This window comes from Rhizobium sp. BK112, from assembly GCF_014193215.1.
GTDB classification, from domain to species: Bacteria; Pseudomonadota; Alphaproteobacteria; order Rhizobiales; family Rhizobiaceae; genus Rhizobium; species Rhizobium anhuiense.
In genome coordinates this window covers 466,043-490,173 of record NZ_JACHYZ010000001.1, presented here as the reverse complement: position 1 = coordinate 490,173, position 24,131 = coordinate 466,043, and the positions used below count along the sequence as shown (strand labels likewise).

26 protein-coding genes are annotated in these 24,131 nt (G+C 62.1%); 2 read left to right on the top strand and 24 right to left on the bottom strand.

The features are described 5' to 3' along the window. Positions 1 to 18 precede the first annotated feature (18 nt). Positions 19 to 570 (bottom strand): hypothetical protein, encoded by a 552-nt coding sequence (locus FHT75_RS02295; RefSeq protein ID WP_097542122.1) that lies wholly within the window; start codon positions 568 to 570, stop codon positions 19 to 21. Positions 571 to 898: 328 nt separating this feature from the next. On the opposite strand from FHT75_RS02295, the gene FHT75_RS02290 reads away from it, so the two are divergent. Further along, a complete protein-coding gene (locus FHT75_RS02290) occupies positions 899 to 1,639 on the top strand; it encodes an SIMPL domain-containing protein (RefSeq protein WP_028756007.1) in 741 nt (246 codons plus the stop codon). A 329-nt stretch (positions 1,640 to 1,968) separates the two neighbouring features. Here FHT75_RS02290 and FHT75_RS02285 read toward each other — a convergent pair whose 3' ends face one another. The 7 genes from FHT75_RS02285 to FHT75_RS02255 all read right to left on the bottom strand — a co-directional run bounded on the left by FHT75_RS02285 (position 1,969) and on the right by FHT75_RS02255 (position 6,726). Beyond that, positions 1,969 to 2,328, bottom strand: a complete 360-nt coding sequence (locus FHT75_RS02285; RefSeq protein ID WP_018242957.1) for a hypothetical protein — start codon at positions 2,326 to 2,328, stop codon at positions 1,969 to 1,971. A gap of 175 nt (positions 2,329 to 2,503) precedes the next feature. After that, entirely contained in the window at positions 2,504 to 2,809 is a 306-nt protein-coding gene (locus tag FHT75_RS02280; RefSeq protein ID WP_097542121.1) for a hypothetical protein, read from the bottom strand. Positions 2,810 to 2,975: 166 nt separating this feature from the next. Then, positions 2,976 to 3,398, bottom strand: coding sequence for a secondary thiamine-phosphate synthase enzyme YjbQ (locus FHT75_RS02275; protein WP_063474569.1), 423 nt, complete (start codon positions 3,396 to 3,398; stop codon positions 2,976 to 2,978). A gap of 97 nt (positions 3,399 to 3,495) precedes the next feature. After that, positions 3,496 to 3,849: a DUF1428 domain-containing protein gene (locus FHT75_RS02270; RefSeq protein ID WP_132572656.1), complete on the bottom strand. Its 354-nt coding sequence runs from the start codon at positions 3,847 to 3,849 to the stop codon at positions 3,496 to 3,498. Positions 3,850 to 3,960: 111 nt separating this feature from the next. Beyond that, positions 3,961 to 4,560 carry a DUF922 domain-containing Zn-dependent protease gene (locus FHT75_RS02265; protein WP_097630794.1) on the bottom strand — a complete coding sequence of 200 codons (600 nt, stop codon included), beginning with the start codon at positions 4,558 to 4,560 and terminating at the stop codon, positions 3,961 to 3,963. Between the two features lie 83 nt (positions 4,561 to 4,643). Beyond that, positions 4,644 to 5,864, bottom strand: a complete 1,221-nt coding sequence (locus FHT75_RS02260; RefSeq protein WP_168334180.1) for an MFS transporter — start codon at positions 5,862 to 5,864, stop codon at positions 4,644 to 4,646. Between the two features lie 142 nt (positions 5,865 to 6,006). Further along, on the bottom strand, positions 6,007 to 6,726 hold the full coding sequence (locus FHT75_RS02255) for a Crp/Fnr family transcriptional regulator (RefSeq protein WP_028756013.1): 720 nt from the start codon (positions 6,724 to 6,726) through the stop codon (positions 6,007 to 6,009). A gap of 133 nt (positions 6,727 to 6,859) precedes the next feature. Here FHT75_RS02255 and FHT75_RS02250 point away from each other — a divergent pair, with 133 nt between their 5' ends. Further along, positions 6,860 to 7,105 (top strand): DUF6894 family protein, encoded by a 246-nt coding sequence (locus tag FHT75_RS02250; RefSeq protein WP_028756014.1) that lies wholly within the window; start codon positions 6,860 to 6,862, stop codon positions 7,103 to 7,105. Between the two features lie 145 nt (positions 7,106 to 7,250). Here FHT75_RS02250 and FHT75_RS02245 read toward each other — a convergent pair whose 3' ends face one another. The 16 genes from FHT75_RS02245 to dnaG all read right to left on the bottom strand — a co-directional run bounded on the left by FHT75_RS02245 (position 7,251) and on the right by dnaG (position 23,851). Continuing rightward, positions 7,251 to 7,508, bottom strand: a complete 258-nt coding sequence (locus FHT75_RS02245; protein ID WP_063474566.1) for a DUF6894 family protein — start codon at positions 7,506 to 7,508, stop codon at positions 7,251 to 7,253. A 75-nt stretch (positions 7,509 to 7,583) separates the two neighbouring features. Beyond that, a complete protein-coding gene (locus FHT75_RS02240; RefSeq protein WP_063474565.1) occupies positions 7,584 to 7,982 on the bottom strand; it encodes a DUF427 domain-containing protein in 399 nt (132 codons plus the stop codon). Positions 7,983 to 8,080: 98 nt separating this feature from the next. Then, positions 8,081 to 8,773 carry a B3/4 domain-containing protein gene (locus tag FHT75_RS02235; protein WP_063474564.1) on the bottom strand — a complete coding sequence of 231 codons (693 nt, stop codon included), beginning with the start codon at positions 8,771 to 8,773 and terminating at the stop codon, positions 8,081 to 8,083. A gap of 3 nt (positions 8,774 to 8,776) precedes the next feature. After that, a complete protein-coding gene (locus FHT75_RS02230; protein ID WP_127430202.1) occupies positions 8,777 to 9,676 on the bottom strand; it encodes a DMT family transporter in 900 nt (299 codons plus the stop codon). 69 nt (positions 9,677 to 9,745) lie between these two features. Beyond that, positions 9,746 to 10,549, bottom strand: a complete 804-nt coding sequence (locus tag FHT75_RS02225) for a helix-turn-helix transcriptional regulator (RefSeq protein WP_063474562.1) — start codon at positions 10,547 to 10,549, stop codon at positions 9,746 to 9,748. A gap of 60 nt (positions 10,550 to 10,609) precedes the next feature. Beyond that, positions 10,610 to 11,407, bottom strand: coding sequence for an APH(3')-II family aminoglycoside O-phosphotransferase (locus tag FHT75_RS02220; RefSeq protein WP_063474697.1), 798 nt, complete (start codon positions 11,405 to 11,407; stop codon positions 10,610 to 10,612). Positions 11,408 to 11,509: 102 nt separating this feature from the next. Next, positions 11,510 to 11,671 (bottom strand): hypothetical protein, encoded by a 162-nt coding sequence (locus FHT75_RS02215; protein ID WP_165932205.1) that lies wholly within the window; start codon positions 11,669 to 11,671, stop codon positions 11,510 to 11,512. A 107-nt stretch (positions 11,672 to 11,778) separates the two neighbouring features. Continuing rightward, complete coding sequence (locus FHT75_RS02210) at positions 11,779 to 12,882, bottom strand: DUF930 domain-containing protein (RefSeq protein ID WP_063474561.1); 1,104 nt, start codon at positions 12,880 to 12,882, stop codon at positions 11,779 to 11,781. A gap of 85 nt (positions 12,883 to 12,967) precedes the next feature. Further along, entirely contained in the window at positions 12,968 to 13,708 is a 741-nt protein-coding gene (locus tag FHT75_RS02205) for a DUF930 domain-containing protein (RefSeq protein ID WP_063474560.1), read from the bottom strand. A 167-nt stretch (positions 13,709 to 13,875) separates the two neighbouring features. Then, positions 13,876 to 14,169: a GYD domain-containing protein gene (locus FHT75_RS02200; RefSeq protein WP_018242976.1), complete on the bottom strand. Its 294-nt coding sequence runs from the start codon at positions 14,167 to 14,169 to the stop codon at positions 13,876 to 13,878. 421 nt (positions 14,170 to 14,590) lie between these two features. Then, entirely contained in the window at positions 14,591 to 16,648 is a 2,058-nt protein-coding gene (gene rpoD / locus FHT75_RS02195) for an RNA polymerase sigma factor RpoD (RefSeq protein WP_047611085.1), read from the bottom strand. 464 nt (positions 16,649 to 17,112) lie between these two features. Beyond that, positions 17,113 to 17,460 carry a GFA family protein gene (locus tag FHT75_RS02190; protein ID WP_063474559.1) on the bottom strand — a complete coding sequence of 116 codons (348 nt, stop codon included), beginning with the start codon at positions 17,458 to 17,460 and terminating at the stop codon, positions 17,113 to 17,115. A 10-nt stretch (positions 17,461 to 17,470) separates the two neighbouring features. Then, positions 17,471 to 18,508, bottom strand: a complete 1,038-nt coding sequence (gene tdh, locus FHT75_RS02185) for an L-threonine 3-dehydrogenase (protein WP_028758333.1) — start codon at positions 18,506 to 18,508, stop codon at positions 17,471 to 17,473. A 181-nt stretch (positions 18,509 to 18,689) separates the two neighbouring features. Next, positions 18,690 to 19,877, bottom strand: coding sequence for a glycine C-acetyltransferase (locus FHT75_RS02180; RefSeq protein WP_028758332.1), 1,188 nt, complete (start codon positions 19,875 to 19,877; stop codon positions 18,690 to 18,692). Positions 19,878 to 19,973: 96 nt separating this feature from the next. After that, a complete protein-coding gene (recQ, locus tag FHT75_RS02175; RefSeq protein ID WP_127430197.1) occupies positions 19,974 to 21,842 on the bottom strand; it encodes a DNA helicase RecQ in 1,869 nt (622 codons plus the stop codon). Further along, positions 21,842 to 23,851: a DNA primase gene (gene dnaG, locus FHT75_RS02170; RefSeq protein WP_047611091.1), complete on the bottom strand. Its 2,010-nt coding sequence runs from the start codon at positions 23,849 to 23,851 to the stop codon at positions 21,842 to 21,844. The genes recQ and dnaG overlap by 1 nt, the downstream gene beginning before the upstream one ends. Positions 23,852 to 24,131: the final 280 nt, after the last annotated feature.

The window sequence follows — 24,131 nt, the reverse complement described above, 5'->3', positions numbered from 1 at the left end:
CCTCGCCGGCGCGCGTCCTTAGTTCACTGCGGGTGCAGCCGGTTCACCCCAGCTGGAAATGGCTTGGCCGGCCTTGGTCGCCACGCGCATGTCGTAGAGCGCCAGCGAAGCCTGGAGCTGCCGCATGTCGGTGCAGCGGTTGATGATGCCTCCGATATATTGCACGCAGTCGCTGGCGTTGCCCTGTACCGAGCCAGTCGCCCAATCCTTGACGACCCCGTCGGCGCCCACCAGGAAATAGGAAAGCCGGTTGTTCTGCGAAACGGTGGAGCTGCCGACCAGACCGACGAAATTCGTGCCGGTTTCGGTCTTGGCGCCGGGCGCCATGTGCCGGTAGATCGTCATGCCGTTCGTCAATGACGTCGCACCGATCATCGGCCCGAAGGTCGCTTCCGAGCCGGAAAGCCGCGCCATCGGCGACTGGCCGAGATTGGCGACCTCCGCATAGGGCTTGCCCAGCGCATAGCTGGTGTAAGAGCGGTTGGCGGCATTCTCCGCCTTTTCCGCCACCTGAGAGCAGCCCGCCAGATCGACGGCGAGGCTGATCGAAAGAATTGCCAAGAATCGCATGCTGCCCCCTTGCCGGCCGCACGATGTGCTGTGCGGCCGCCGCTTGTTCCTTAACCCGCCATATTTGCTATCAGGTTTGCGGAATTTGGGAAGCGGTGGCGTCGTCACGTCGGTTGATGCGAGGCGAAGTATCGTTTGCCTGCGCTTTACCGGTGTGCCGTGTGAGCCCCTCTGCCCGGCAGGGCAGAGAGGGTGACCGCGGCATATCCTCTCCTCGTTACTCCACATTTTTCTCGCGATGCGCATGCGCCTGTCTTTTCCGCCGCAATAGCTTCACAATCAACCGACAGAAAGCTGTTCAGGGAAACGACAACCAAGGAATGAAAACATGGCGCCGATCTACACCAGAACTGTTCTGATGACTGCCCTTCTGGCCCTGCCGCTGACCGCCGCAGCGCCGGCATTCGCGCAGGAGGTAAAGCCGCGCGAGCCGGTGATCTCGGTGACGGGCGACGGCGAATCGTCCGCAGCGCCCGATATGGCCGTCCTCAATCTTGCCGTCGTCAAACAGGCGAAAACCGCCCGCGAAGCGCTCGACGAGAACAACAAGGCGATGAACGACGTGCTGACCGCGCTGAAGAGCGGCGGCATCGCCGAGCGCGATCTGCAGACCTCCGGCTTTTCCATCCAACCACAATACAATTATCCGCAGCCCGTCGACGGCCAGCAGCAACAGCCGCAACTGGTCGGCTACCAGACCATCAATTCGGTCACCGTCAGGCTGCGCGATCTCGCCAAGCTCGGCCAGGTGATCGATCAGGCCGTCACCCTCGGCATCAACCAAGGCGGTGACATCCAGTTCACCAACGACAAACCGGAAGCCACTCTCGAAGAGGCACGCAAGGATGCCGTCGCCGATGCCGTCAAGAAGGCGAAGACGCTGAGCGAAGCCGCCGGCGTCAAGCTCGGCCGCATCCTCGAGATCAACGAGAATGTGCCGCGCGCCATGCCGCAGCCGGTCTATCGCGCCACGATGATGAAAGAGACCTCCGACACTGCCGTTCCCGTCCAGGGCGGCGAGAATAATTACAATGTCAGCGTCACCGTGACTTTCGCCATCGAGCAGTAAAAGGAGAGCACCGCGCGTTTGAAGAAACGTGCGGTGCTCAGGCTGCCGACAATACACGAGCAAGGGTTCAGCGTGACACGACCTCCCACCGCTTGGAGATCGACGAGAGGCAGCCCTCTATCCGCGTAAACCGGACAGCAGTGGCACAATTCCGAGGATGAGGCGGGGCGAGCGAGATTTGTCATTAAACGGAGCGCTCGGCGTCTTTTCAGACCCGCAGCGCTGTAAAAAGTCTTTCAAAAAGAAAACCGCCCTTGCCGATCCGGGAAGACTGGCAAAGGCGGTTCTGGCCGCCGCATCGGGGAGACGAGGCGGTATTCTACTTGATATCAGCGGCGCAGGGCGGGGCAGCCGCGCACGTTGCCGAAGCTCATTTCATCGGGACCACGACGCGTCCAGCCCTGGACGATCACGCGGCGCGGGGTGATGTCGACGACGCGGGCGCGGCGGAAGCCGTAATCCCGGGCGAGATTTTCGGCGAGCTGCGGATTGCAGCCGCGCGACGGGCGGCCGTAGCCCGGAGGCGGACGGTCATAGCCCGGAGGCGGACGGCGGTAATCCTGTGGCGGACCACGGTCCGGCTCGCCGATAATGATATTCAACTGGGCGGCGGCCGGGGCCACCGTGCCGGCAAGAGTGCCGGCTGTCAGCATGACGGCAAGACCCGCCTTTGCCAAAAACTGCATCATCGAAAAACCTTTCGTTTGAAAGTCGGAGCGGTCGAGCCGCCCTCCCCACTCTCCACATTACGCCGAAGCGTCATTTGAGAATCACTCATACAGATCAGAGAAGAGACGGCTGAAAGTGTCGCCGTCAAGGCAAAACGGACCGGAAGCGCCGCTTCGGCGCCTCCGACCGCAGTCCTCAGCGCCGGATCAGCGGGCAGCCGCGGACATTCGCGAAGACCATTCTGTCCCAGCCGCGACGGTCGCGCCCTGCGACGACGACGACGCGCGGCGACAGGCGGGTGACATGGGCTCTCCGCAGGCCGAAATCGCGCGCCTTATTCACGGCGTGTATCGGCGAGCAGCCGCGGATCGGCCGATGGTATTGTGCCTCGACGACGAAGCTCGTCTGCGGCCCCGCGGCGGCGGCCGTGGAAACAGTGGCCGGAATGGTGCAGAGGGCGAGCAGAGCGGCAAGCGAAGCCTTGGTGAGGAAATGCGTCATGGATGTCTCCGTCGATTGAATTCCAGGCTCTCCCTTCAGGGATTGTGTCGACAGTAAACGTTGCAAAATGAATGGTGTTCGAACCGGGCATTCAGTTTGCATTCACAACAGCATGATGCCGAAAACGTCGGCGGTTTCCGGCACTATCGACTCTCTCTTTCGATGTTCAGGGGCTGAGATGCAGCACGATCTCGCGCCGGTGCGGCCGGTCTCGATGTTCGAAGAGATAGAGCCCCTGCCAGGTGCCGAGCATCAGCCGCCCCCTGGCGACGGGAATGCCGATGGAGACCTGCGTCAGCGCCGCCTTGATATGCGCCGGCATATCATCCGGCCCCTCGGCCCTGTGCACGATCCAGCTCATCTGAGGATCGGAGGCCGGCGGCACGAGGCGGCGGAAGAAGGAGAGAAGATCGGTGCGCACATCGGGATCGGCATTTTCCTGGATCAGCAGCGAACAGGATGTGTGGCGCACGAAGACGGTCAGAAGCCCCTCCTCCCGCCCCGAGGCGTTGACGAAAGCGCTCGCCTGGTCGGTGAATTCGTAAAGGCCCTGTCCGCGTGTGGACAGGCTAAGGATCGTCTGGGGCAAGGCGCTCTCCCATCTCGCAATGACATTCCCCGCGAGTTGGCGCACCGCTGGCGGCGAGTCAAGCTTGCCGGGGGAAGTCAAAGGTTGCCTGGCGCCATCAGAGCTTGAGCAGCATCTCGAAGCCGCCATAGATCATCCGCTTGCCGTCGAACGGCATCTGCCATTGGTCGCCCTTGAGCCTCGGATCCTCCATCACCTTGGCATTGACATCGTCGCGCTCCCGGCGCGAGCCGTAGACGATCCAGGAAAACACCACCACCTCATCCGCCTTCGCCTGCACGGCGCGGGGAAAGGAGGTCAGTTCGCCATAGGGCACGTCGTCGCCGATGCACTCGACATATTCGAGGGCGCCATATTCCTTCCAGATCGTGCCGGCAAAGGTCGAGAACTTCTTGTAGGCCCCGACATTCTCCTTCGGCACCGCGACGATGAAACCATCGACATAGGACATTGCACTCCTCCTCTCATGTGTCTGTTATTGCGGGGGAGATAGGAGCCTTGCCGAGCGGGTCCAGCCCGGTGGCGAGTGGTTGACCGCGCCGCGCTATCAGCTTCGGCCCGATCAGGGACCATTCACCAGCTTCAAGATCAGTTGCTGGATATTGCCGCCGTCACCCATTTCGATCTTGTCGAAGTCGCGGCCGCGCTGGCGCTGGCGCATCGAGATCTCGCCGAGGCGCCGGGTCAGCTCGACCCGGATCTTCTTGCAATCGGGGTCATCGGCAACGGTGAGGCCGATGCTCGTCGCCTCGATTTCCTTGACCATTTCCTTGATGGTCACGCCATGCACGCGTTCATGGGCCGCAACACCCGATATAAAGGCCTGCCAGCTGCTGTCGACGGCCGCCGGCAGCTCGCTCGCCGGCTTCGGCAGCGTGTAGGTGATGATGAGCTTCGGCCGGTTGGCCACGATCACACAGGCATTGCCCTGCGGTTCGTATTTCCTCGTCCAGGTCAGCTTGAACGTCGTATGCGCGATCACCCGGCCCGTGACCCCGGCTTTCGGTCCCCGCGCCCCGATCGATTCGTAGAGTTCGGCCCCGGTCTTGCCCGATATCGAATAGGGCCGCACCTCCTCGACCGCCTGCCATTCGGCGAGCGCTGCCGCCGGCGCCAACGCGAAAAACGCCGTCAGCGCAGAAGATAGGAAATGTCTCGTCACGCGCCGCCCCGCCAAATGATTCCCGCCGCCGAACCTAATGGGACCGCTCCCGTCTTTCAACGCGGTTAAACGAGGCGCAAGCATCAACCCTGCAGCGTCTTGACCCTGGTGAGATCGGGGAAGAGCCGCATCCACAGGACGACGACGACGATCGTGCCGAGCCCGCCGACGACGCCGGTGGCGACCGGCCCGAGGGCTGCAGCCATCATGCCCGATTCGAATTCGCCGAGCTGGTTGGAGGTGCCGATGAACAGCGAGTTGACGGCGCTGACACGGCCACGCATCTCGTCCGGCGTCAGAAGCTGTACCAGCGAGCTGCGAACGACAACGCTCACCGTATCGGAGGCGCCGACGACAAGCAGCGCCGCGACGGAAAGCGCAATATTGGTGGAGAGCGAGAAGACGATGGTGGCGACGCCGAACACCGCGACGGCGGCCAGCATCTTGCGCCCGACATTGCTTTCGAGCGGCCGGCGGGCAAGCACGATCGACATGGCGAGCGCGCCGATTGCCGGCGCTGCGCGCAGCAGGCCGAGGCCCCAGGGGCCGGCATGCAGGATATCGCGGGCAAACATCGGCAAGAGCGCGGTGGCGCCGCCGAGCAGCACCGCGAAGAGATCGAGCGAGATCGTGCCGAGCATGACAGGCCGGCTGCGGATGAAGGAGACACCGGCAAAGACGGAAGCAAGCGTCACCGGCTCGCGCCTGGCAGGGCTCCATTGCATGCGGATCGAAATGACATTGAAGCTCGCAACGGCAAACAGCAGCGCCGCGATGGCAAAGGGCGCCACGGGATGAAGGCCATAGAGCAGGCCGCCGAGCGAGGGGCCGATGATCAGCGCCGTCTGCATCATCGAGGTGGACGTGGCGACCGCCTTCTGCAGCATCGAGGCCGGCACGATATTCGGCAGCAGCGCCGCCATGGTCGGCCGCTCGAAGGCGACGACGGCGCCAAGCACGGTGACGGCGGTAAGGATGCCGGCCGGCGTCAGCCATTGCTGCCAGGTGGCGATCGCCAGCACCAGCGCCGTCACCGCCTCGATCAACTGGCAGACAAGCCCGATGCGCCGCCGGTCGAACCGGTCGGCCACATGGCCAACGACAAAGGTCAGCACCGCCATCGGCAGGAACTGGCAGAAGCCGACGAGGCCGAGCGCAAAGGCGCTGTGCGTCTGATCGTAAATCATCCAGCCCATGGCGATGCCGATGGATTGGAAGGAAAGCGAGGAAAAGACGCGGGAGGCGGCGAAGTTCAGATAGCCGGGGTGGCGAAGAACGCTCCCCGGGCTTTGGGATATGTCCATTGCGATATCACCGGCCGACGCGGCGAAGCCGTGGCCTTCATGGGGTTTTCAAAAATATTGGCACGTGTTCTGCCCCAATAAATGGTTTGTCAATTGCAATGAGCTGTTGTCACCGGATTGTGCAATGCTCGGCCTCACAAAGTTAGCGCGGTTCCCTGGAGATGCTGAGATAGCCGGGGTCGAATTCGGCGATTTCCTGCAGGCGTTCCCAGTCGACGATGGTGATCGTCCGGTTCTCCCAGGTGAACACCCCCTCGCGCCTCAACGCCTGCAGCGTCTTGTTCAGATGGACGACGGAAACGCCGAGCACGTCGGCCATCTCGATCTGCGTCAACGGAAACTGGAAGCTTGCGCCGCGCGTCCGCTTCACCACCTGCAGCCGCACGAAGAGTTCGCAGACGAGGTGAGCGATATGGGCGCGTTTGGAGCGCCGGCCCATGGCGACGATCCATTCCCGGTGAATGGCGCCATCGACCAGCGTGTCGAGCCAGAGCAGCCGGGTCAGGTGCGGCATGCGCTCGGTGATCGCCCTGAGGTCGGCGTGATCGGCAAAGGCGACATGGCAGGACGACAGCGCAACGATGCCGTGATCCATCTTCTTGATCGGGAAAGCGTGCAGATCGACGAAATCGCCGGCGACATGCAGCGCCGTGATCTGGCGGCTGCCGTCGGCCATCACCTTGTAGCGCGCCGCAAAACCGTCGAGCAGTAGCGTGCTGTAGCCAGGCCTGCTTCCTTCGGAGACGAGATCCTCCCCGGCAGCAAAATACCTGTCTTTGACGATGATCGCCCTGAGATGGCTTTCCTCTTCATCCGACAGCACATCGCGGCTTCCAAGGTTGAGCAGCAGGGATTCAATCAAGGGCCTGCCCCCCGATATCGCGAGGGGCCCGACCGATTTCGATGCAACCCAGTTTTTCTATAAGAATCAATGCCTAGCCTCGGGAACAATTGTCTTCATCTGTGATTTCCCCTCTAACGCGTAGGGAAAAACCATGGCTCGCTACTATTTCGATCTACACAACGGGGAAGGTCCCACGCGCGATGAGCACGGCACCGAGCTCAGATCTCGTGAAGACATTCCGAAGGAAGTGACCCGCATCCTGCTGGATGTGGCCCGGGACGAACTGCCTGCGGGTGACCGCATGACGATCGCCGTCACCGTTCGCAACGAGAAAGGCGATCCGGTCACGGTTGCCAGCCTCGTCTTCAACAATGAATGGCTCGACATCTTGCGATAGCGGCCGCCGTTCAAGGGCTGCCGCCGGTCACACATACGCATCAATCCGACTCGGTCGATTGTGACGCGACGCTAAGACCCGTCTTCATAGCCGACAATTAAATTTGACATAGTCTTTCGATTGCTTCGGCTCGATCGACAGCTATTCAAGGCCGGCGCGCCGATCGCGGCTCTTTCGAAATTTCTTCGAGAACCAGCCGGATTTCCGCCAGCGGCCGCCGGCTTTCATCGAAGAGTTCCACCGACAGCATATTCAAAGGCGCAGCCGGCAGGCCTTCGGCGGCCATCTCCGCGAGCACGCGCCGCGCCTCCGCTTTGGCAGCCTCGACGGAGTCGAAATCATATCCCGTCTCGGTCGCCCCGACGCCATCCCGATCGAAAAGCTGAAAGTAGAATTTCGGCACGACACATCCCCCGCTAGATGGGCCTAACGGGCCGGCGGCAAACATGTTCCGCCGGAACGGCTGCAACGGACGCCGTCAGAAGGTGCCGGCTTCCGGAGAGGCCATTTCCTCGATACCGTCGACGCGGTCGGGGTAGAAGGCGAGATGGTCCTTGATATTGCTGACCGCTGCATTCGGCGCCTCATAGGTCCAGACGGCATTCTTCGAGCGCTCGCCGCCTGCAATGATGCTGTAATAGGAGGCATCGCCCTTATAGGGGCAATGGCTGGTGTGGTCGGTGCGCTGCAGCAGCGACATGTCCACATCCCTCCGCGGAATATACTGCACCGGCGGATAGGAGGCCTCGCGCAGCGTCAGCGCATCGTGGGTATCGGCGATGATCTTGCCGCCGAGCGTGACGACGACGCGGGAGGGATTGTGCTCGACGGTGATCGGGTGGTCCGGCCCCGGGATCTTGATCGTCTTGTCTGACATGGTGGTTCGTCTCCAGGAGATATCGGCCCCTTGGAGATAGGGCGGGCACGCTGCCGGCCCAAGGCCTGGAATGCCACCTTTGCTGAAGTGTCGCTCCCTTAGAATTCAAAATGCCGCGATTCCACGCTCAGCAACGCCGTTTTCGGCGCCGCCGGCCAATGGTGCGCAAGCGCATCGGCCACCGTGGCGACCAACCCCTCCATGTCCTCACCGGCCGAAGCATGCAAGGCCTCGGCAACGATCAGCACCGAGCGCGTCGTCTGCCGCACGGCCGAAAGCCCGCTCTGCCGGTTCGTCCAGCGCCGCGCATGCGCGTTCCCCACCCCGTCTGCGAAGATCACCTCGTTCGGCTCCGGATGTTCGCTCACGCCGCCGAAGGTCAGATAGGTCTCGTCACCCCCGGCCCGTCGAACCTCGAGATCGCCGACGATCCTTTCCGCGTCGAAGACGGCGATCGGGATGGCGAAAGCGAGCGAAATCGCATTGCTGAGATCGATGAGCGGATGCAGGCGCGGCAGCGCATGCTCCTGACGGAAGCGCCGCAGCAGCGCCTCGGAAGCGCAGCGATATTGCGTCGGCTTCAGCCCCATACGGGAGAAGCCGCGCCGCCAGGCCTGGATTTCGGGGAATTCGCCTTCCTGCGTTTCGGCCAGCCGGGCCTCGGCGATCGCGCTGAAGTGTGCGATCGCCTCCTCGACATCGACATCCGCATCGATGCCTCCCGCATGGAGCGCGCCAGCGCGAAGCTCCGGAAAGACCTGCCATATGGCATCGGAATGGCTGAACTGCATGGTCTATCTCCCCTCGACGCGCTTAACCGCGACACGGCTCCCGGCAAGGGCCAGCCCGAGCACGGCGGCCAGCACGCAGGTGATGCCGGCGATCTGGCTGAGCCCGACCGGCTCGCCAAGGATGATGAAGGCAAGCATGACGGCGGAAACGGGAGCAAGCGCGGTGAAGAGCGCAGCTTCCGTGCCGCTGACCCTCTCCGCCCCCGCATACCACAATAGAAATCCGCCGACGGTCGGCACCAGCGCATAGTAGACGACGGCGGCGACCGCGCTTCCCGACAGACCCTCTGCGAGAGGCGCTTCGAAAACAGCCGGGATGACGGCGACGATGAAGCCGATACCGGTCATCAGCGCCGACTGGGCAAGCGGCGCGATCTCCGTTTTCAGTTTTTTGTTCAGCAGGATGAACACTCCCTCGCAGACCACCGCCAGGAAGATCAGCGCATTCCCGGCAAGCGAGCCTCCTGCGGCCTCCGGCGTGGCGGCGATCGACAGAACGCCTGCCGTCGCCAGCGCCACAGCGAGAAGCAGGCCACGCTGCGGCCGTTCGCCAAGCAGCAGAATGGAGATTGCGGCCGACACCACCGGCAGCGTGCCGATGATGACACCGGCATCGGCCGCCGAGGTCAGGCTGAGGCCAGAAATTAGCAGCGTCGTATAGCCGACGCTACCGGCCCCGGCTTGAATGACGAGGATGAGGCGGTCTTTTCCGGAGAGCTTCGGCAGCCGCGCGCCGGTCGCCCGCATCAACACGAGAAAGATGGGAAAGGCGATGGCGAAACGCAACGCGGTGGCGCTGAACGGCGGCAGGCCTGATGCAATGAGCTTGCTTGATACAACCGTGCTTCCCACAGTCAGCATGGCCAGCGCCAGATAGAGATAACCTTGAACCTGTCTCGACATCCGCGTCTCCTGTTGGACGCGCCGAGAAAACAGCAAGGGCCTGCCGGGGTCTTGAACGAAATTGCAGGTTCAGAGAAAGGCGCCGGCATAGAGGCGCGGCGACAGACCGTATTTGCGCACGAAGACGCGCGTCATATGGCTCTGATCGGCAAAGCCGCTGGCAAAAGCCGCTTCCGCCAGCGGCATGCCCTGAGCAATCAGCCGCCGTGCAATATGGATGCGGGCCTGGACGAGATAGGCATGCGGTGTCAGGCCGGTCGCCTTGGCAAAACCACGCAGCACCTGGAAGCGGCTGAGCCCACTTTCCCGGGAGAGATCGGCAAGCGAGACGGCGGCAAGCGGATCGTCATCGATCAGCTCTCGCGCCGCACGGATCGACGCCGGCACCGGCGGCCTCTGTTCGGCGCCGCCGCGCTCGCGCATGACGTCGGCGACGAGTTGCAGAAGCAGTTCCTCGCAGAGCAGCCCGTCCGCCGCAGCGCCGGTTGCCGCACGGAACAGCGTTTCGAAGCGGCCGGCGATCGCGCGGTTACGGATGACGGGATGCGGAATTTCCGATCGCCCTACCCCGTCTTCGCCGATCTCGTGCGCCAGACCGGTGACGATGGCGGGATCGAAATAGAGAATGCGCCAGGATCGTCGCTGGCCGATCGGCGCGCCGTCATGCACCTCGTTCGGATTGACCGTAATGATGTCACCGGCCTCGGCCTCGACCATGCCGCGGCCGCTGAGCGAGGACTGCGCACCGGCGGACATCAGGCCGATGCCGAATTGCTCATGCGTGTGGCGGGCGAAGCTGTGATGCGTTTCCGCTTCTACCGCTTCGACGCCAGTCAGCGCCGAGCGCAACATCCTGAACTGGTTTTTCGCCATCGTCTGTCCGCAGGTCCGATCACGGGCCACTCTGCCAGTCGGACGGAGAGGAGGCAACGCCTAGAAGAACTCGTCGAGCAGTTGATAGTAGCCGAGCCTCGCCGGATCCGCGGCCGGCAGGCCGTAGCGGTCGAGGAAGGGCCGCACCAGCGCCGCGCCGAAATTATAGGCGATGCTGCGGCAGGCAAGCGCGATATCCTGATAGCGGTCGGCGACGCCAAGGCGACTGCAGTCGATATAGCCGGAAAATCCCTTTTCGGAGGCGATGAAATTCGGCAGGCAGGCATCGCCATGGGTGACGACGAGATCCTCGCGGCCCGGCCTTCTGCTTTCGAGTTCGGCAAACAGGGCTTCGGCACTCTTTCCAAGCCGCGTCTCATCGAAATCGGTCTCGTCGACGATGCCGGCCTGCATCCGCGCTTTCGCCGCCGCAATGCGTCTCTCCAGCCGATGGTCGAAAGGGCAGGATGCGATCGGCAGCCGATGCAGGTCGAGAAGGGCTACCGCCAGCAGTTCGACCCGCGCAAACGGCGTCAGCGCCGACGCGCTGGCGAGGTCATTACCCGGCAGCGCGCTGATCAGCAGCCGGTTGTGCGCACCGTCGCTATCCTCTGCTATGACATCGGGACAGGGCAGACCGGACGCCTTGAGCCAACGCAGCCTGGCTGCCTCGTCGGCGAGCTCGCCGAAAGGGCCGGCCTGTTCGGCCTTCAGATAAAGCGTCGGCAATCCGGGAGCTTCGAGCCGGAAGACGCTCGCCGCAGAACGTCCGAGCGCATCGCGCTCGAACCGGTATCCGGCCAGGCGGGCATCAAGCGCGCCCGCTGCCAGCGGTTGATCTTCTTGGCAATTCGACATGATATCCATGCCATTGACGCTGCCGCATTATCCCGACAGGGCGATGCACTGCAAGCGGCACGATCGGTCAGCGCATATCGGCGCTGGACGCCCTCTGCGACTTCAATGAACAGTTTCGGGGGGCGCGGCTTCGAGAAGGATTTCGAAAGCCTCTTCCAGAGCCGCCACCAGAATATCGGTCAGTTCGTCGCCTTTGTTCTCCAGGAACAGCGCGCTCACGGCTTCGTCCTGACGCTCCAAAAAACGCTCGATCTCGTTCGACATATCATTTGTCCTCTTCTTCACCGGAAACATCACGGCCATGAGAAGAGGCTAGGTGCGGTTCCTTGCGCGTGGCTTGTTGCCGGCCAGACTGTATCGAGACAGTGAAACTAATCCTCAATACCATACTTCGCGTACTGGCTACGAGGGATCAATCCGCCGGCCTTGTGGGCAAACGACACGACCTTCGTGGCATTCTCATCCACTTCGCAACGGAAGCGAACATGGTACCAGCCCCTGGCTGTGCTAAAAGCTGCGTCATCGATATCGAGGAGAGTACCGGTTGGCAGCCGACGAAAAGGCAAATCGATAGGAGCATAGCTCGGCGAATCGTGAACGAGCTGCCCTTGAAGTTCAGTCGCGCAAAGTTTGGCCACTCGTTCTTTGCGCGGAAGGCCATCGATCGCAGTCTGCGCAAGCAAATTGCCATCTCCAATGTGCGAAAACAGCGTTTTTGCCTTGGGCAGATCGTTGTTTTTAGCGACCGTTTTCGACTTTTCAGCGGTCTTCTGCTCCAGTGGTTTGGCCTGCTCGATACTCGTCGTGGCTTCGCCGGACATGTCTGTCGGCGGCCCATTGGGCTTCGGGGAAACGTCCGTTGTCGCAACCTCTGGAAGCTTCACATCATCTGGGACGAGCTTTGAAGCAGGCGTCTCAGTTTCAGGCTTTTCCGCGGCAGCCTGTGTCGGCCTCTGCTCCGGTTCCGCATCGTGCTCCGGTGGAGTTGATGCGGGTTTGGCTTCGCCTTGAGACGATTTTCCCGCCAACGATCTTTCGGGGCCGCTATTCCTGTCGCCAAACTGGACGACAGGGTTCAGGGTCGGCATCGGCTTCGCCTGCTCGGGAGCTTTCTGAGCCGGCGGCGGAGGAGGAGGTGGTGGTGGCGGAGGAGGTGGCGGTGGCTGCTTCTTGGCCTCTTCCGGCGGCTTCGGCTCCGGTGGTTTTTCCTCGGGCTTGGGCTCCGGCTTCTTCTCCTCCGGCGGCGGAACGAGCTCCACCTTGACGCTCTCGTCTTCGGCGGGCTTCGGCTCGATCTTCGGCAGCCCGAAAATCAGAAGAGCAATGATGGGAATATGCGCGACAACGGACGCGACGACACCCCAGCGGATTTGAGGCCGCTGTTTTCCCGTTTCATGCTGCGTTTCCGCTGGTTCCACGTCTTCTTCTGTCACAGCAGCGATGTGGCCTTTAAAGCCGGCAGCATCAAGCCACAAAAGAAAAAAACCGCGTGATCGCAGCAGCCATTCAAAGTGCTACAGCGTCCTTTGCGCGTCCGAAAAGACGCGCGGCGCTATGGTGTCATTGGTCGGCGGCTCCATCGTCCGCCACCAGGTCATGGACCCGCCATTCGCTTTGCGGAATGGCATCGCCGATGAGAAAGGCGAAGGACGCGACCTTGCCGGAGGCGGCATTGAGCTCGCATTTGAACTGAATATTGTACCACTTCCGTTTGCTGCGGAAGGCGCCGCCCTTCACCTCGACCCTGTTGCCGCTGACCTTCTCCGCCGCCATCGCATAGGGCGCGAGCGCATCCGGCGCCATCGCCGGCTGCGCGCGGCGCACCTGTTCCAGCGCCTCCAGGTCACAGAGCTGCAGATTGCGCTCGCTGCCGGCAAGGCCGCGCAGCGCCTCGCGGGCGCGCCGGCTGCGCGGATCTGACAACACCGTCTCCGAAAACAGCTGGCCCGCCTGGACGAATACACCAGGCTTCGGCGGCACCGGAGGGACGGAAGCCCATTCAGGCGACCTCGCGGCCGCCGGCGCCTCCTCCTGATGCGGCGGAGCGATCTCCTGGACCGGCGCACTCGCATCCGGCTTTGCCGTAGCGGGTGCAGGCGCCGCGACCCGCTGCGCTATCGCAGAAGGTTTGGCGACTTCGGGAACGATATCAACCGTAATGCCGTCGTCCGGCAACGGTGCCGGCGGCTCAGGTCTCGGAAGCAGCAGGAGCAGCAGTGCAAGCATGACGGCATGCAGAGCGAACGAGGCGAAAGCGCCCCGCTCGATGCTTTCGCCCCGATTTTCCCACACCAGTGCCATCGCTCAGGAAGCAGCTGTCGGACAATCGAAGGCGGCCATAAAACCCGGGAACGCTTTCATCAAGAGCCCTGCCGATACGCCACGAGGAATTAAGGACAGGGCGACAGTGCCAGTCTGACGCGAGTTGCGCAACGCTTATGACCGCCGATAGCGGTCCTTTGTCGCGATCAACCAAGTGAGCCGATGATCTCTCGATAGGCGGCCTCCGGGAATGCCTTCAGTGTCTGGGTGCGGACATTGCCGCCCATCGCGAGCGAGAGGCCAAACCGCGCCATCACGGCATCGTCAGGCGCTTCGCAGACAGCCACCATGTCGTGGCCGCCCATCGTCAGAAAGAACTGATTGAAGGAGCCGCCCATGTCGCCGAGCAATTTCTTCGCCGCATCCAGCCGTTTTGACGAGTCGCGAACGTTGCGCACACCTTGGTCCGTCCAGTTGATCAACACAATGTAAGTGGTCATTTCGCACCTCCCAACGGAGGATTCGCCCGACGCGGGCATGCACCGGTCCTCGCTCGCGCATCGCGATCGATTTCTTCCCCCGTGGCCGGACTATAATCTTGTCACCACCCAGCGACAAGAAAGCCGCCGGGATCATTGGTATTAGGCATGTCGCCCAAAAGTGTGCAGAAAGTCGAGATAACCCCGCGTCTGGGACTGCGTACAAAATTTCTTCGTACACAGAGCTTCAGTGCGCGCTCGCGTGGCACCTAAAAGCGGACCTCCAAACGTTCGACATGGCAGCAGATCACAGATTGAGACTAGGCGAGCAATGTGGGGCCGAAACACCGGTTGCGAGATAACGACTGGATGACACAAAGACGGAAAGCAAAAAGCCGGACATGAAGCCCGGCTTTCGCAATCGTAGAGATCTTGTCGTCGCTCAGCTGTCGAGGAACGAGCGCAGCTTTCTGGAGCGGCTCGGATGCTTCAGCTTGCGCAGCGCCTTTGCCTCGATCTGGCGGATACGTTCTCGGGTGACCGAGAACTGCTGGCCGACTTCTTCGAGCGTGTGGTCGGTGTTCATGCCGATGCCGAAGCGCATGCGCAGGACGCGTTCCTCGCGCGGCGTCAGCGAGGCCAAAACGCGGGTCGTCGTTTCGCGCAGGTTCGCCTGGATGGCGGCGTCGATCGGCAGCAGCGCGTTCTTGTCCTCGATGAAATCGCCGAGATGCGAATCCTCTTCGTCGCCCACCGGGGTTTCGAGCGAGATCGGCTCCTTGGCGATCTTCAGGACCTTGCGGACCTTTTCGAGCGGCATCGCAAGCTTTTCGGCCAGTTCTTCCGGCGTCGGCTCGCGGCCGATCTCGTGCAGCATCTGGCGCGACGTGCGGACGATCTTGTTGATCGTCTCGATCATGTGCACCGGAATGCGGATCGTGCGGGCCTGGTCGGCGATCGAACGGGTGATCGCCTGACGGATCCACCATGTCGCATAGGTCGAGAACTTGTAGCCGCGGCGGTATTCGAACTTGTCGACCGCCTTCATCAGGCCGATATTGCCTTCCTGAATGAGGTCGAGGAACTGCAGGCCGCGGTTCGTGTACTTCTTGGCGATGGAGATGACGAGGCGAAGGTTTGCTTCGACCATTTCCTTCTTGGCGATGCGCGCTTCGCGCTCGCCCTTCTGCACCATATGCACGATGCGGCGGAATTCCGAGATCGAGATCCCGGTCTCGGTCGCCAGATTCTGGATCTCCTGGCGGATGTCGCGGATCGTCGTGTTTTCACCCCTGGCGAATTCCTTCCAGCCGCGAGCAGCCAGATTGCCGATCGACTTCATCCAGTTCGGGTCGAGCTCGGCGCCCTGGTACTGCTCCAGGAAGGAGTCGCGCTTGACGCCATAGGATTCGGCCAGACGCAGCAGGCGGCCTTCGTTGGAAACGAGGCGCTTGTTGATGTCGTAGAGCTGCTCGACCAGAGCATCGATGCGGTTCTGGTTCAGGGACAGAGACTTGACGGCCTTGATGAGCTCATCCTTGAGTTCCTTGTAGCGGCGCTCCTGGGCGGTAGACAGCGTGCCGGAAGCCGACAGCCGCTGCTCGACCTGCTGGTCCTGCAGCTTGCGCAGCTTCTTGTAGGTCTCGGCGATCGTATCCAGCGTCTCCATCACCTGCGGACGAAGCTCTGCTTCCATCGCCGCCAGCGAAAGGTTGGATTCGTCCTCGTCCTCTTCCTCCTCTTCGGGAGGCAGGCCTTCGCCGCCGACATCGGTAATGTCGTCGTCGCCGGAGCGGGCGCGGCGGGTCTTTTCCTTTTCCTCGGCGAGCTTGCGGTCGGCCTCGATCTTCTCCGGGCTCTGGAACTGCGGCGCAGCCTTGGCTTCAGGACCTGAATAGGTCGTTTCGAGATCGATGATCTCGCGCAGCAGCGTCGTGCCTTCGTTGAGTTCGTCACGCCAGATGATCAGCGCCTGGAAGGTCAGCGGGCTCTCGCAGAGGCCTGCGATCATCGTTTCGCGGCCGGCCTCGATGCGCTTGGCGATCGCGATTTCGCCCTCGCGGGAGAGAAGCTCCACCGAGCCCATCTCGCGCAGGTACATACGAACAGGATCGTCTGTCCGGTCTGTCGGTTCTTTCTTCTTGGCGGTCGCAAGCGCCGTGCCGCTCGAAGGTGCGAGCTCGCCGCCTTCGCTGTCCTCGTCACCGCCGGCGTCGTCGTCATCGCCGCCGCCGGAAGCACCGGCTTCCTCGGCTTCTTCGTCCTCGATGACGTTGATGCCCATATCCGACAGCATCGACATCGTGTCTTCGATCTGCTCGGACGTCACTTCTTCGGACGGCAGGACAGCGTTGAGCTCGTCCATCGTCACATAGCCGCGCTTCTTGGCGGCCTTGATCATCTTCTTGACCGCGTCGTCGGAAAGATCGAGAAGAGGGCCGTCGCTTGCGCCGTCGCGTTCGACTTCCGCGTCTTCGTTCTCTTTGACCTTGGTTGCCATTTATATCGTCGCCTTCCTGACGCTATCCAATCTCGCTACGGTGAATGGGCCGTCTCAGGGCCTGACGCGTCGCTCGCGCCGCCCTCGAATCACCTTTGCCCACCTAACGGGATGACATTTAAAGCCTGATTAACCACGATCGCCGGCACCGGACAGCAAAGCTTTCTTGCTTTTGGATTTCCGGCCATGGTTGCGCGATCCGCCTTGACCCAGTTCACCGTTTCAACAAGTCGAACGGTGATTCCCACATTTTTTGTTCTCGTCAAGCTTTTCCAGAAAAAAAGCTCACGAAATATCGGAAAAAGCCTTATCCACAGGCTTTGAACCGCGGCAGCGATTGCGAAGCCTTATTTAAGATGCGGCGAACAAAAGACAAGGGCAGCAAATATTTTGCCCGCCATACCCGTTATTTCCACCATTTTTGCAGTTGTACCGATGATATATGCGCCTTCAGCCTGAAGAATCTAACGCGCCGCGCCGTCATAGGCCTTCACCGTCAGCGCCCCGAGATCGACCGCGGGAATGCAGCGCAGATTGATCGAGGCCATCGCCGCGCCATCCGGGGTCACGGCTTCACCAAACGGCGCGATGCCGCAATTGGCGCAGAAGTGATGCCGGATGACATGGCTGTTGAAAGTATAGGTCGAGAGATTGGCCTCGGGCGTCTTCAGCACCAGCTTGTCACGCGGCACGAAGGCGAGAAGCCCGCCCCGCCTGCGGCAGAGCGAGCAGTTGCAATCCAGCGCCTCGGTGAATTCGCCTTCGACCTCGAAAGCAACGTTGCCGCAATGGCAGCTTCCTTCATAAATCATGTCGTCCTCCTCACATCCAATCCATGACGACCTTGCCGGAGTTGCCCGACCGCATCGCCTCGAAGCCATCGCGGAAATCGTCGATGCCGATCCGATGGGTGATGATGGGCGCAAGGTCGAGGCCGCCCTGGACGAAGGCGATCATCTTGTACCAGGTCTCGAACATCTCGCGGCCATAGATGCCCTTGAGATTAAGCATCTTGAAGATCACCTTGTTCCAGTCGATCTCGAAACCAGCAGGCGCGATGCCGAGAATGGCGATCTTGCCGCCATTGTTCATCTTGTCGATCATGTCGCGGAAGGCGGGGGCCGCTCCCGACATTTCAAGCCCGACGTCGAAACCCTCCGTCATGCCGATCGCCTTCATCACATCGGCGAGGTTTTCCTTGGAAGCATCGACGACGTGGTCAATGCCGAGTTTGCGGGCGAGATCCAGCCGGTGCGGATTGATATCGGTGATGACGACCTTGCGGGCGCCGGATCGCTTGGCGACGAGCGCGCCCATGATGCCGATCGGGCCGGCGCCGGTGACGAGCACGTCCTCGCCGACAAGATCGAAGGAGAGTGCGGTATGCACGGCATTGCCGAACGGGTCGAAGATTGCCGCGATCTCGTCTGATATATCGTCCGGGATCGGCACGACATTGCTTTCGGGGATGCAGACGAATTCGCCGAAGGAACCCGGGCGGTTGACGCCGACGCCAAGCGTGTTGCGGCAGAGGTGCCCCCTGCCCGCCCGGCAGTTGCGGCACTTGCCGCAGACGATATGCCCCTCGCCGGAGACGCGCTCGCCGACATGATAGCGGGTGACCGCCGAACCGATCTCGGCGATCTCGCCGGAAAATTCATGGCCGACCACCATCGGCACCGGAATGGTCTTCTGCGCCCACTGGTCCCAGTTCCAGATATGGACGTCGGTGCCGCAGATCGCCGATTTCTTCACCCGGATCAGCACATCGTTCGGCCCGACCTCGGGCACCGGCACATTCTCCATCCAGAGCCCGACTTCCGGTTTCGCTTTGACCAGTGCCTTCATCATGTTCGACATATCTGTATTCCTTGGCCCCGTATCTGTCGCAGCCCCTCATCCGCCTGCCGGCCCTTTCTCCCCGCAAGCGGGGCGAAGGGATATGCCGCACCGTTTCCGCATTCTCAAGCGGTCCGTTGGGCACGTCCCCTCTCCCCGCGAGCGGGGAGAGGGTTAGGGTGAGGGGCAGCATCGCCTATTCTCAAATCACACCCAATTCCCGCCCTGCCTCGGCAAAAGCCGCGATCGCCCGCTCCACATCCGCCCGCGAATGCGCCGCCGACATCTGCGTGCGAATGCGGGCCTGGCCTTTCGGCACCACGGGGAAGGAGAAGCCGATCACATAGATCCCCTTCTTCAGCATCAGGCCCGCCATGTCCTGGGCGAGCTTGGCGTCACCCAGCATGACGGGGATGATCGGATGGCCTTCGCCGGCAAGCGTGAAACCGAGCTTGGTCATCTCTGTGCGGAAGAGATCCGCATTGTCGGAAAGGCGCTTGCGCAAGGCATCGCCGTTTTCGATGAGATCGAACACCTTGAGCGAGGCCGCAGCGATGACAGGCGCCAGCGTGTTCGAGAACAGATAGGGCCGCGAGCGCTGCCGCAGCCATTCGACGACTTCAGCCTTGGCCGAAGTGTAACCGCCCGAGGCGCCGCCGAGCGCTTTGCCAAGCGTGCCGGTGATGATGTCGATCCGGCCCTCGACACCGCAATGTTCGGCCGAACCGCGGCCGTTCTTGCCGACGAAGCCAACGGCGTGGCTGTCATCGACCATGACCATCGCGCCGTATTTCTCGGCGAGATCGCAGACACCGCCGAGATTGGCGATGATGCCGTCCATCGAGAAGACACCGTCGGTGGCGACCAGCTTGAACCGGCTGCCTTCGGCCTTTTTCAATTCCTCTTCGAGTGCTGCCATGTCGTTATTGGCGTAGCGGAAACGCTTGGCCTTCGAAAGCCTGACGCCGTCGATGATCGAGGCGTGGTTCAGCGCGTCCGAGATGATCGCGTCCTCTTCGGACAGCAGCGTTTCGAACAGGCCGCCATTGGCATCGAAGCAGGAGGAATAGAGGATCGTGTCTTCCATGCCGAGGAAGGCGGAGATGCGCGCCTCGAGTTGCTTATGCTCCTCCTGCGTGCCGCAGATGAAGCGCACCGAAGCCATGCCATAACCGTAGCGGTCGAGCGCCTGCTTGCCGGCCTCGGCCAGTTCCTCGTTGTCGGCAAGGCCGAGATAGTTGTTGGCGCAGAAATTCAGCACCCGCTCACCGGTGGAAATGCCGATCTCGCCCGCCTGCTTGGAAGTGATGACCCGCTCGGATTTATAGAGGCCGGCATCCTTCAGCACCGAAATCTCGTTGCGGAGATGGGAGAGAAATTGCGAGGTCATGGGGCGGCCCTTCGTGAAGATTTCCGTGCCAGCCGGGTTAGCATATCGCCGCCGGCTTGTCTTCTTCAGCGCTGGACCGAGATCAGCCGTGAGCCTTCAGCCCTTGTCGTGCGAGAGAATGATCTCGAGGAAGGCATCGCCGTAGCGTTCGAGCTTCGCCTGCCCGACGCCCGATATGGCGAGCAATTCCTTGCGGCTTCGCGGCTTCTCCGTGGCGAAGGCGATGAGTGTCGTATCGGGAAAGACGACATAGGGCGGCACGCCGAGCGATTTCGCGATCGCCATGCGCTCGGCCCGCAGCGCCTCGAAGAGAGCGCCATCGGCGCCTGACAAGCCGGATTTGCGCTCGCCGCGCTCCGCCTTCTTCGTACGCCGCTCCGAGGCCGGGCGGTCCTTGCGAAAGAACACCTGCCGCTCGTGCTTGAAGACGGCCCGCGCCTCCGGCTCCAGCTTCAGCGCGCCGAAAGCTTCGTGATCGACGCGGATCAGACCCATGGCGAGCAGCTGACGGAACACGGATTGCCAGACACGCGCCGGAATATCCTTGCCGGCACCGAAGACCGGCATCTCGGCGTGACCGAAACGCTCGGTCTTTTCGTTGACGTTGCCGAGGAGCACGTCGACGACATGGCCGGCGCCGAAACGCTCGCCGGTGCGATAGATGGCGGCCAGCGCCTTGATCGCCGCCTCCGTGCCCTCCCAGGTTTCGACCGGCTTCAGGCAGGTGTCGCAATTGCCGCAATGGCCGGCATGCGCTTCGCCGAAATGGGCAAGGATCGCCTGGCGCCGGCAAGAAGCCGTCTCGCAGATCGCCAGCAATGCGTTGAGTTTGGCGCGTTCGACCCGCTTGATCTCGGCGGCGGCACTGCCCTCGTCGATCATCCGGCCGCGCTGGATGACGTCGGCCATGCCATAGGCCATCCAGACCTCCGACGGCAGGCCGTCGCGCCCGGCGCGCCCGGTCTCCTGATAATAGGCTTCCACCGAGCCCGGCAGGTCGAGATGGGCGACATACCGCACATTCGGCTTGTCTATGCCCATGCCGAAGGCGACGGTGGCGACCAGGCAAAGATTCTCTTCTTTCAGGAAGGCATCCTGATTGGCGTCGCGAACCGCCCTGTCCATGCCGGCATGATAGGCGAGCGCGCGGATGCCCTGCCCGTTCAGCCAGTCGGCCGTATCCTCGACCTTGGCGCGCGACAGGCAATAGACGATGCCGCTGTCGCCCTTATGGCCGGAGAGGAACCTCAAGAGCTGCTGGCGCGGCTGGTCACGCTCGACGATCTCGTAGGCAATGTTCGGCCGGTCGAAACTGGTGGTGAAGATCTCCGCGGCATCGAGCCCCAACCGCTCGATGATGTCGTCGCGCGTATGCGGATCGGCCGTCGCCGTCAGCGCCACGCGCGGCACGCCGGGATATTGTTCACCGAGCCGGCCGAGGGCACGATATTCCGGCCGGAAATCATGGCCCCATTGCGAGACGCAGTGGGCCTCGTCGATGGCAAAGAGCGCGATCTTCTCGTTGGCGATCAGCTCGCGGAACCCGTCGGTCAGAATGCGCTCGGGCGTCACGTAGAGAAGGTCGAGGTGGCCTGCCGAGAGCGCGCGACGAACCTCGACGAATTCCTCGCGCGACAGCGACGAATTGAGCGCTGCGGCACGGATGCCGAGCTGCTTCATCGCCTCCACCTGATCGCGCATCAGCGCAATCAGCGGCGAAACGACGATGCCGACGCCATCGCGGCAAAGCGCCGGGATCTGAAAACACAGCGATTTGCCCGCACCTGTGGGAAAGAGCACGACAGCGTCGCCGCCGGAAACCACATGTTCGACCACCTGCTGCTGCTTGCCGCGGAAGGAGGAATAGCCGTAGACCTGCTTGAGGATAGCGAGTGGCGAGCGGCCGGAAGAAAACAGCGCGCCGGAAGCGCAAAAGCCCGGTTCATTGCGTTCGGTCAGCGACATCAGTGGTTCGCCGCCCCTTTGACGCGGCCGGAAAGCACCCCGAAGCCATCGATGATCGCCTCCTGGTTCTCAAGGCGCACCCCTTCGAAATGCACTTCCTGCTGCGCGCGCATCAATTGAACGATCGCCTCGCCGTCGCCGGCTTCGGTCGCCAGCGCAATCTCTCGCTCGAGTTCGATCTTCTGCCGGCGCAGCGCCTTCGCCCGCTTGTGGAAGGCCAGCGCCTGGCGGTAGCCTTCGCGCGCATCCTCCATCGCCGCCTCCTCGGTCGCCGTCCAGAGCCGGGCATTGCGCACCTGCTGATCGAGGCTCTTGATGAGCGGACCGAAACCCTCGAATTCCAACCGTTCGGTGAGATATTCGCGTGTCAGATGCGGGCCGGCGACGGCAGCGGCAGCCCCGAGCATCGCCGACCAGAGCCGCTGCAGCTCGCGGCTGTCATAGTCGATCGCGGCGATTTCGTCATAATCGTCGATCATCAGCGAGGGGTGATTGATGACAGTCAGCGCCAACACGCTTTCGCGCAACGCCGTATTGTCCCGGTGGCCGCGCACGGGGCCGGAGCGGGCGAGCCGGTCGGAAATGATGCTGGGGCTTTTCGGCCCCGCCTTGCCGGCATTGTCGCGGCCCGGGCGGTAATTGCCATTGCCCGCGAAGCCGCCGCGGCGCTCGCCATTGTTGCGGTTCTGGAACTGCGGCTGGAAGAAAGCGTTCAGCCGGTCGCGAATATCCTGCTGGTAGTGGCGGCGCACATTCTCGTCGGCGATGACGGCGACCAGTTGCTTCAGCCGTGCTTCGAGCTCGGCGCGCGCCTCGGGCGTGTCGAACTTGCCGGTATTGATCTCCCGGCTCCACAGCATCTCGGAAAGCGGCTTTGCCTGGCTCATCACCTTGTCGAAGGGCGCGCGGCCCTCGTCGCGCACAAGATCGTCCGGGTCCTTGCCGTCGGGCAGAAGCGCGAAGCGGACGGAACGGCCGGGCTTCAGATGCGGCAGCGCCAGTTCGGCGGCGCGATTGGCGGCGCGGATACCGGCCCCGTCGCCATCGAAGCAGAGCACCGGTTGCGGCACCATCTTCCAGAGCAGTTCGAGCTGGTTTTCGGTAAGCGCCGTGCCGAGCGGCGCAACGGCATTCTCGACGCCGGCCTGATAGAGCGCGATCACGTCCATATAGCCTTCGACGGCGATGATGGTGCCCGTCGCATTGTCATCCTGAGGGTCGCCGCGGCCCGGTCCCTGGATCGCGCGCCGCGCACGGGCGAAATTATAAAGAACATTGCCCTTGTGGAAGAGCTCCGTCTCGTTCGAGTTCAGATATTTCGCCGGCGCATCCGCAGACATGGCACGGCCGCCGAAAGCGATGACCTTCTCTCGCGACGAAAGGATCGGGAACATAATGCGGTCGCGGAAGCGATCGTAGGAAACCGGCACGTTTTCATGGACGACCAGGCCACAGGCCTCGATCTGCTCCTTGAGCACGCCCTTGCCGGCAAGAAATTCCTTCAGCGCATTGCGGCTGTCGGGCGCATAGCCGAGACGGAAGGTCTCGATGGTGCGTCCCGTCAGCCCGCGGTCGCGCAGATAGGCCCGTGCCCTCGCCCCATTCGCCGTCTGCAACTGGTCCTGGAAAAATTGCGTCGCCATTTCCATGACGTCGATCAGCGAACCGCGCTCCTTCTCACGCTTCTCCATCACAGGATCGGCCAGCGGCATCGGCATGCCGGCCATATCGGCGATCTGCTGCACCGCCTCGGGAAAACTCAGGCCCTCGAGTTCGGTCAGGAAGCGGAAATGGTCGCCGGTGACCCCACAGCCGAAGCAGTGATAGCGGCCCTTTCGGTCCTCGCAGTGGAAGCTCGGCGATTTCTCGCCGTGGAACGGGCAGCAGGCCCAATAATCGCCGCGCGATACGTTGGTCTTGCGCTTGTCCCAGCTGACGCGGCGCGCAATCACGTTCGAAATCGGAACGCGGTCGCGGATCTCATCGAGAAAGGTGTTGGAAAAGCGCATCTATACCTCTTGGCCAAGCTCCATATAAGCTGCTTTGCCGCTCCATGCCACGAAACTTGTCATGAAAACCCGCTATTCACAGGCAAGTGCACCGGTTGCTTGCGATGTCGGTTTTCCAATCAACAACACGTTATCGCCCCTGCGACAGGGGTGCGACATTATTGTCCTCGCAGATCGGGAACGGCACCGTCGTGAGTGCTCCACAAAGAGCCAAAGCCTGCCGAATTCCCATATTAAATCCTTTAAAAACAGTGACATATCAATTCCGCCGCTCGGACAC

Coding starts and splice junctions, on each gene's coding strand:
- FHT75_RS02295 (WP_097542122.1), bottom strand. CDS start 570: ATGCGATTCTTGGCAATTCTTTCGATCAGCCTCGCCGTCGATCTGGCG.
- FHT75_RS02290 (WP_028756007.1), top strand. CDS start 899: ATGGCGCCGATCTACACCAGAACTGTTCTGATGACTGCCCTTCTGGCC.
- FHT75_RS02285 (WP_018242957.1), bottom strand. CDS start 2,328: ATGATGCAGTTTTTGGCAAAGGCGGGTCTTGCCGTCATGCTGACAGCC.
- FHT75_RS02280 (WP_097542121.1), bottom strand. CDS start 2,809: ATGACGCATTTCCTCACCAAGGCTTCGCTTGCCGCTCTGCTCGCCCTC.
- FHT75_RS02270 (WP_132572656.1), bottom strand. CDS start 3,849: ATGTCCTATGTCGATGGTTTCATCGTCGCGGTGCCGAAGGAGAATGTC.
- FHT75_RS02260 (WP_168334180.1), bottom strand. CDS start 5,864: ATGGACATATCCCAAAGCCCGGGGAGCGTTCTTCGCCACCCCGGCTAT.
- FHT75_RS02250 (WP_028756014.1), top strand. CDS start 6,860: ATGGCTCGCTACTATTTCGATCTACACAACGGGGAAGGTCCCACGCGC.
- FHT75_RS02240 (WP_063474565.1), bottom strand. CDS start 7,982: ATGTCAGACAAGACGATCAAGATCCCGGGGCCGGACCACCCGATCACC.
- FHT75_RS02235 (WP_063474564.1), bottom strand. CDS start 8,773: ATGCAGTTCAGCCATTCCGATGCCATATGGCAGGTCTTTCCGGAGCTT.
- FHT75_RS02230 (WP_127430202.1), bottom strand. CDS start 9,676: ATGTCGAGACAGGTTCAAGGTTATCTCTATCTGGCGCTGGCCATGCTG.
- FHT75_RS02225 (WP_063474562.1), bottom strand. CDS start 10,549: ATGGCGAAAAACCAGTTCAGGATGTTGCGCTCGGCGCTGACTGGCGTC.
- FHT75_RS02220 (WP_063474697.1), bottom strand. CDS start 11,407: ATGTCGAATTGCCAAGAAGATCAACCGCTGGCAGCGGGCGCGCTTGAT.
- FHT75_RS02215 (WP_165932205.1), bottom strand. CDS start 11,671: ATGTCGAACGAGATCGAGCGTTTTTTGGAGCGTCAGGACGAAGCCGTG.
- FHT75_RS02205 (WP_063474560.1), bottom strand. CDS start 13,708: ATGGCACTGGTGTGGGAAAATCGGGGCGAAAGCATCGAGCGGGGCGCT.
- FHT75_RS02200 (WP_018242976.1), bottom strand. CDS start 14,169: ATGACCACTTACATTGTGTTGATCAACTGGACGGACCAAGGTGTGCGC.
- rpoD (WP_047611085.1), bottom strand. CDS start 16,648: ATGGCAACCAAGGTCAAAGAGAACGAAGACGCGGAAGTCGAACGCGAC.
- FHT75_RS02190 (WP_063474559.1), bottom strand. CDS start 17,460: ATGATTTATGAAGGAAGCTGCCATTGCGGCAACGTTGCTTTCGAGGTC.
- tdh (WP_028758333.1), bottom strand. CDS start 18,508: ATGTCGAACATGATGAAGGCACTGGTCAAAGCGAAACCGGAAGTCGGG.
- FHT75_RS02180 (WP_028758332.1), bottom strand. CDS start 19,877: ATGACCTCGCAATTTCTCTCCCATCTCCGCAACGAGATTTCGGTGCTG.
- recQ (WP_127430197.1), bottom strand. CDS start 21,842: ATGTCGCTGACCGAACGCAATGAACCGGGCTTTTGCGCTTCCGGCGCG.
- dnaG (WP_047611091.1), bottom strand. CDS start 23,851: ATGCGCTTTTCCAACACCTTTCTCGATGAGATCCGCGACCGCGTTCCG.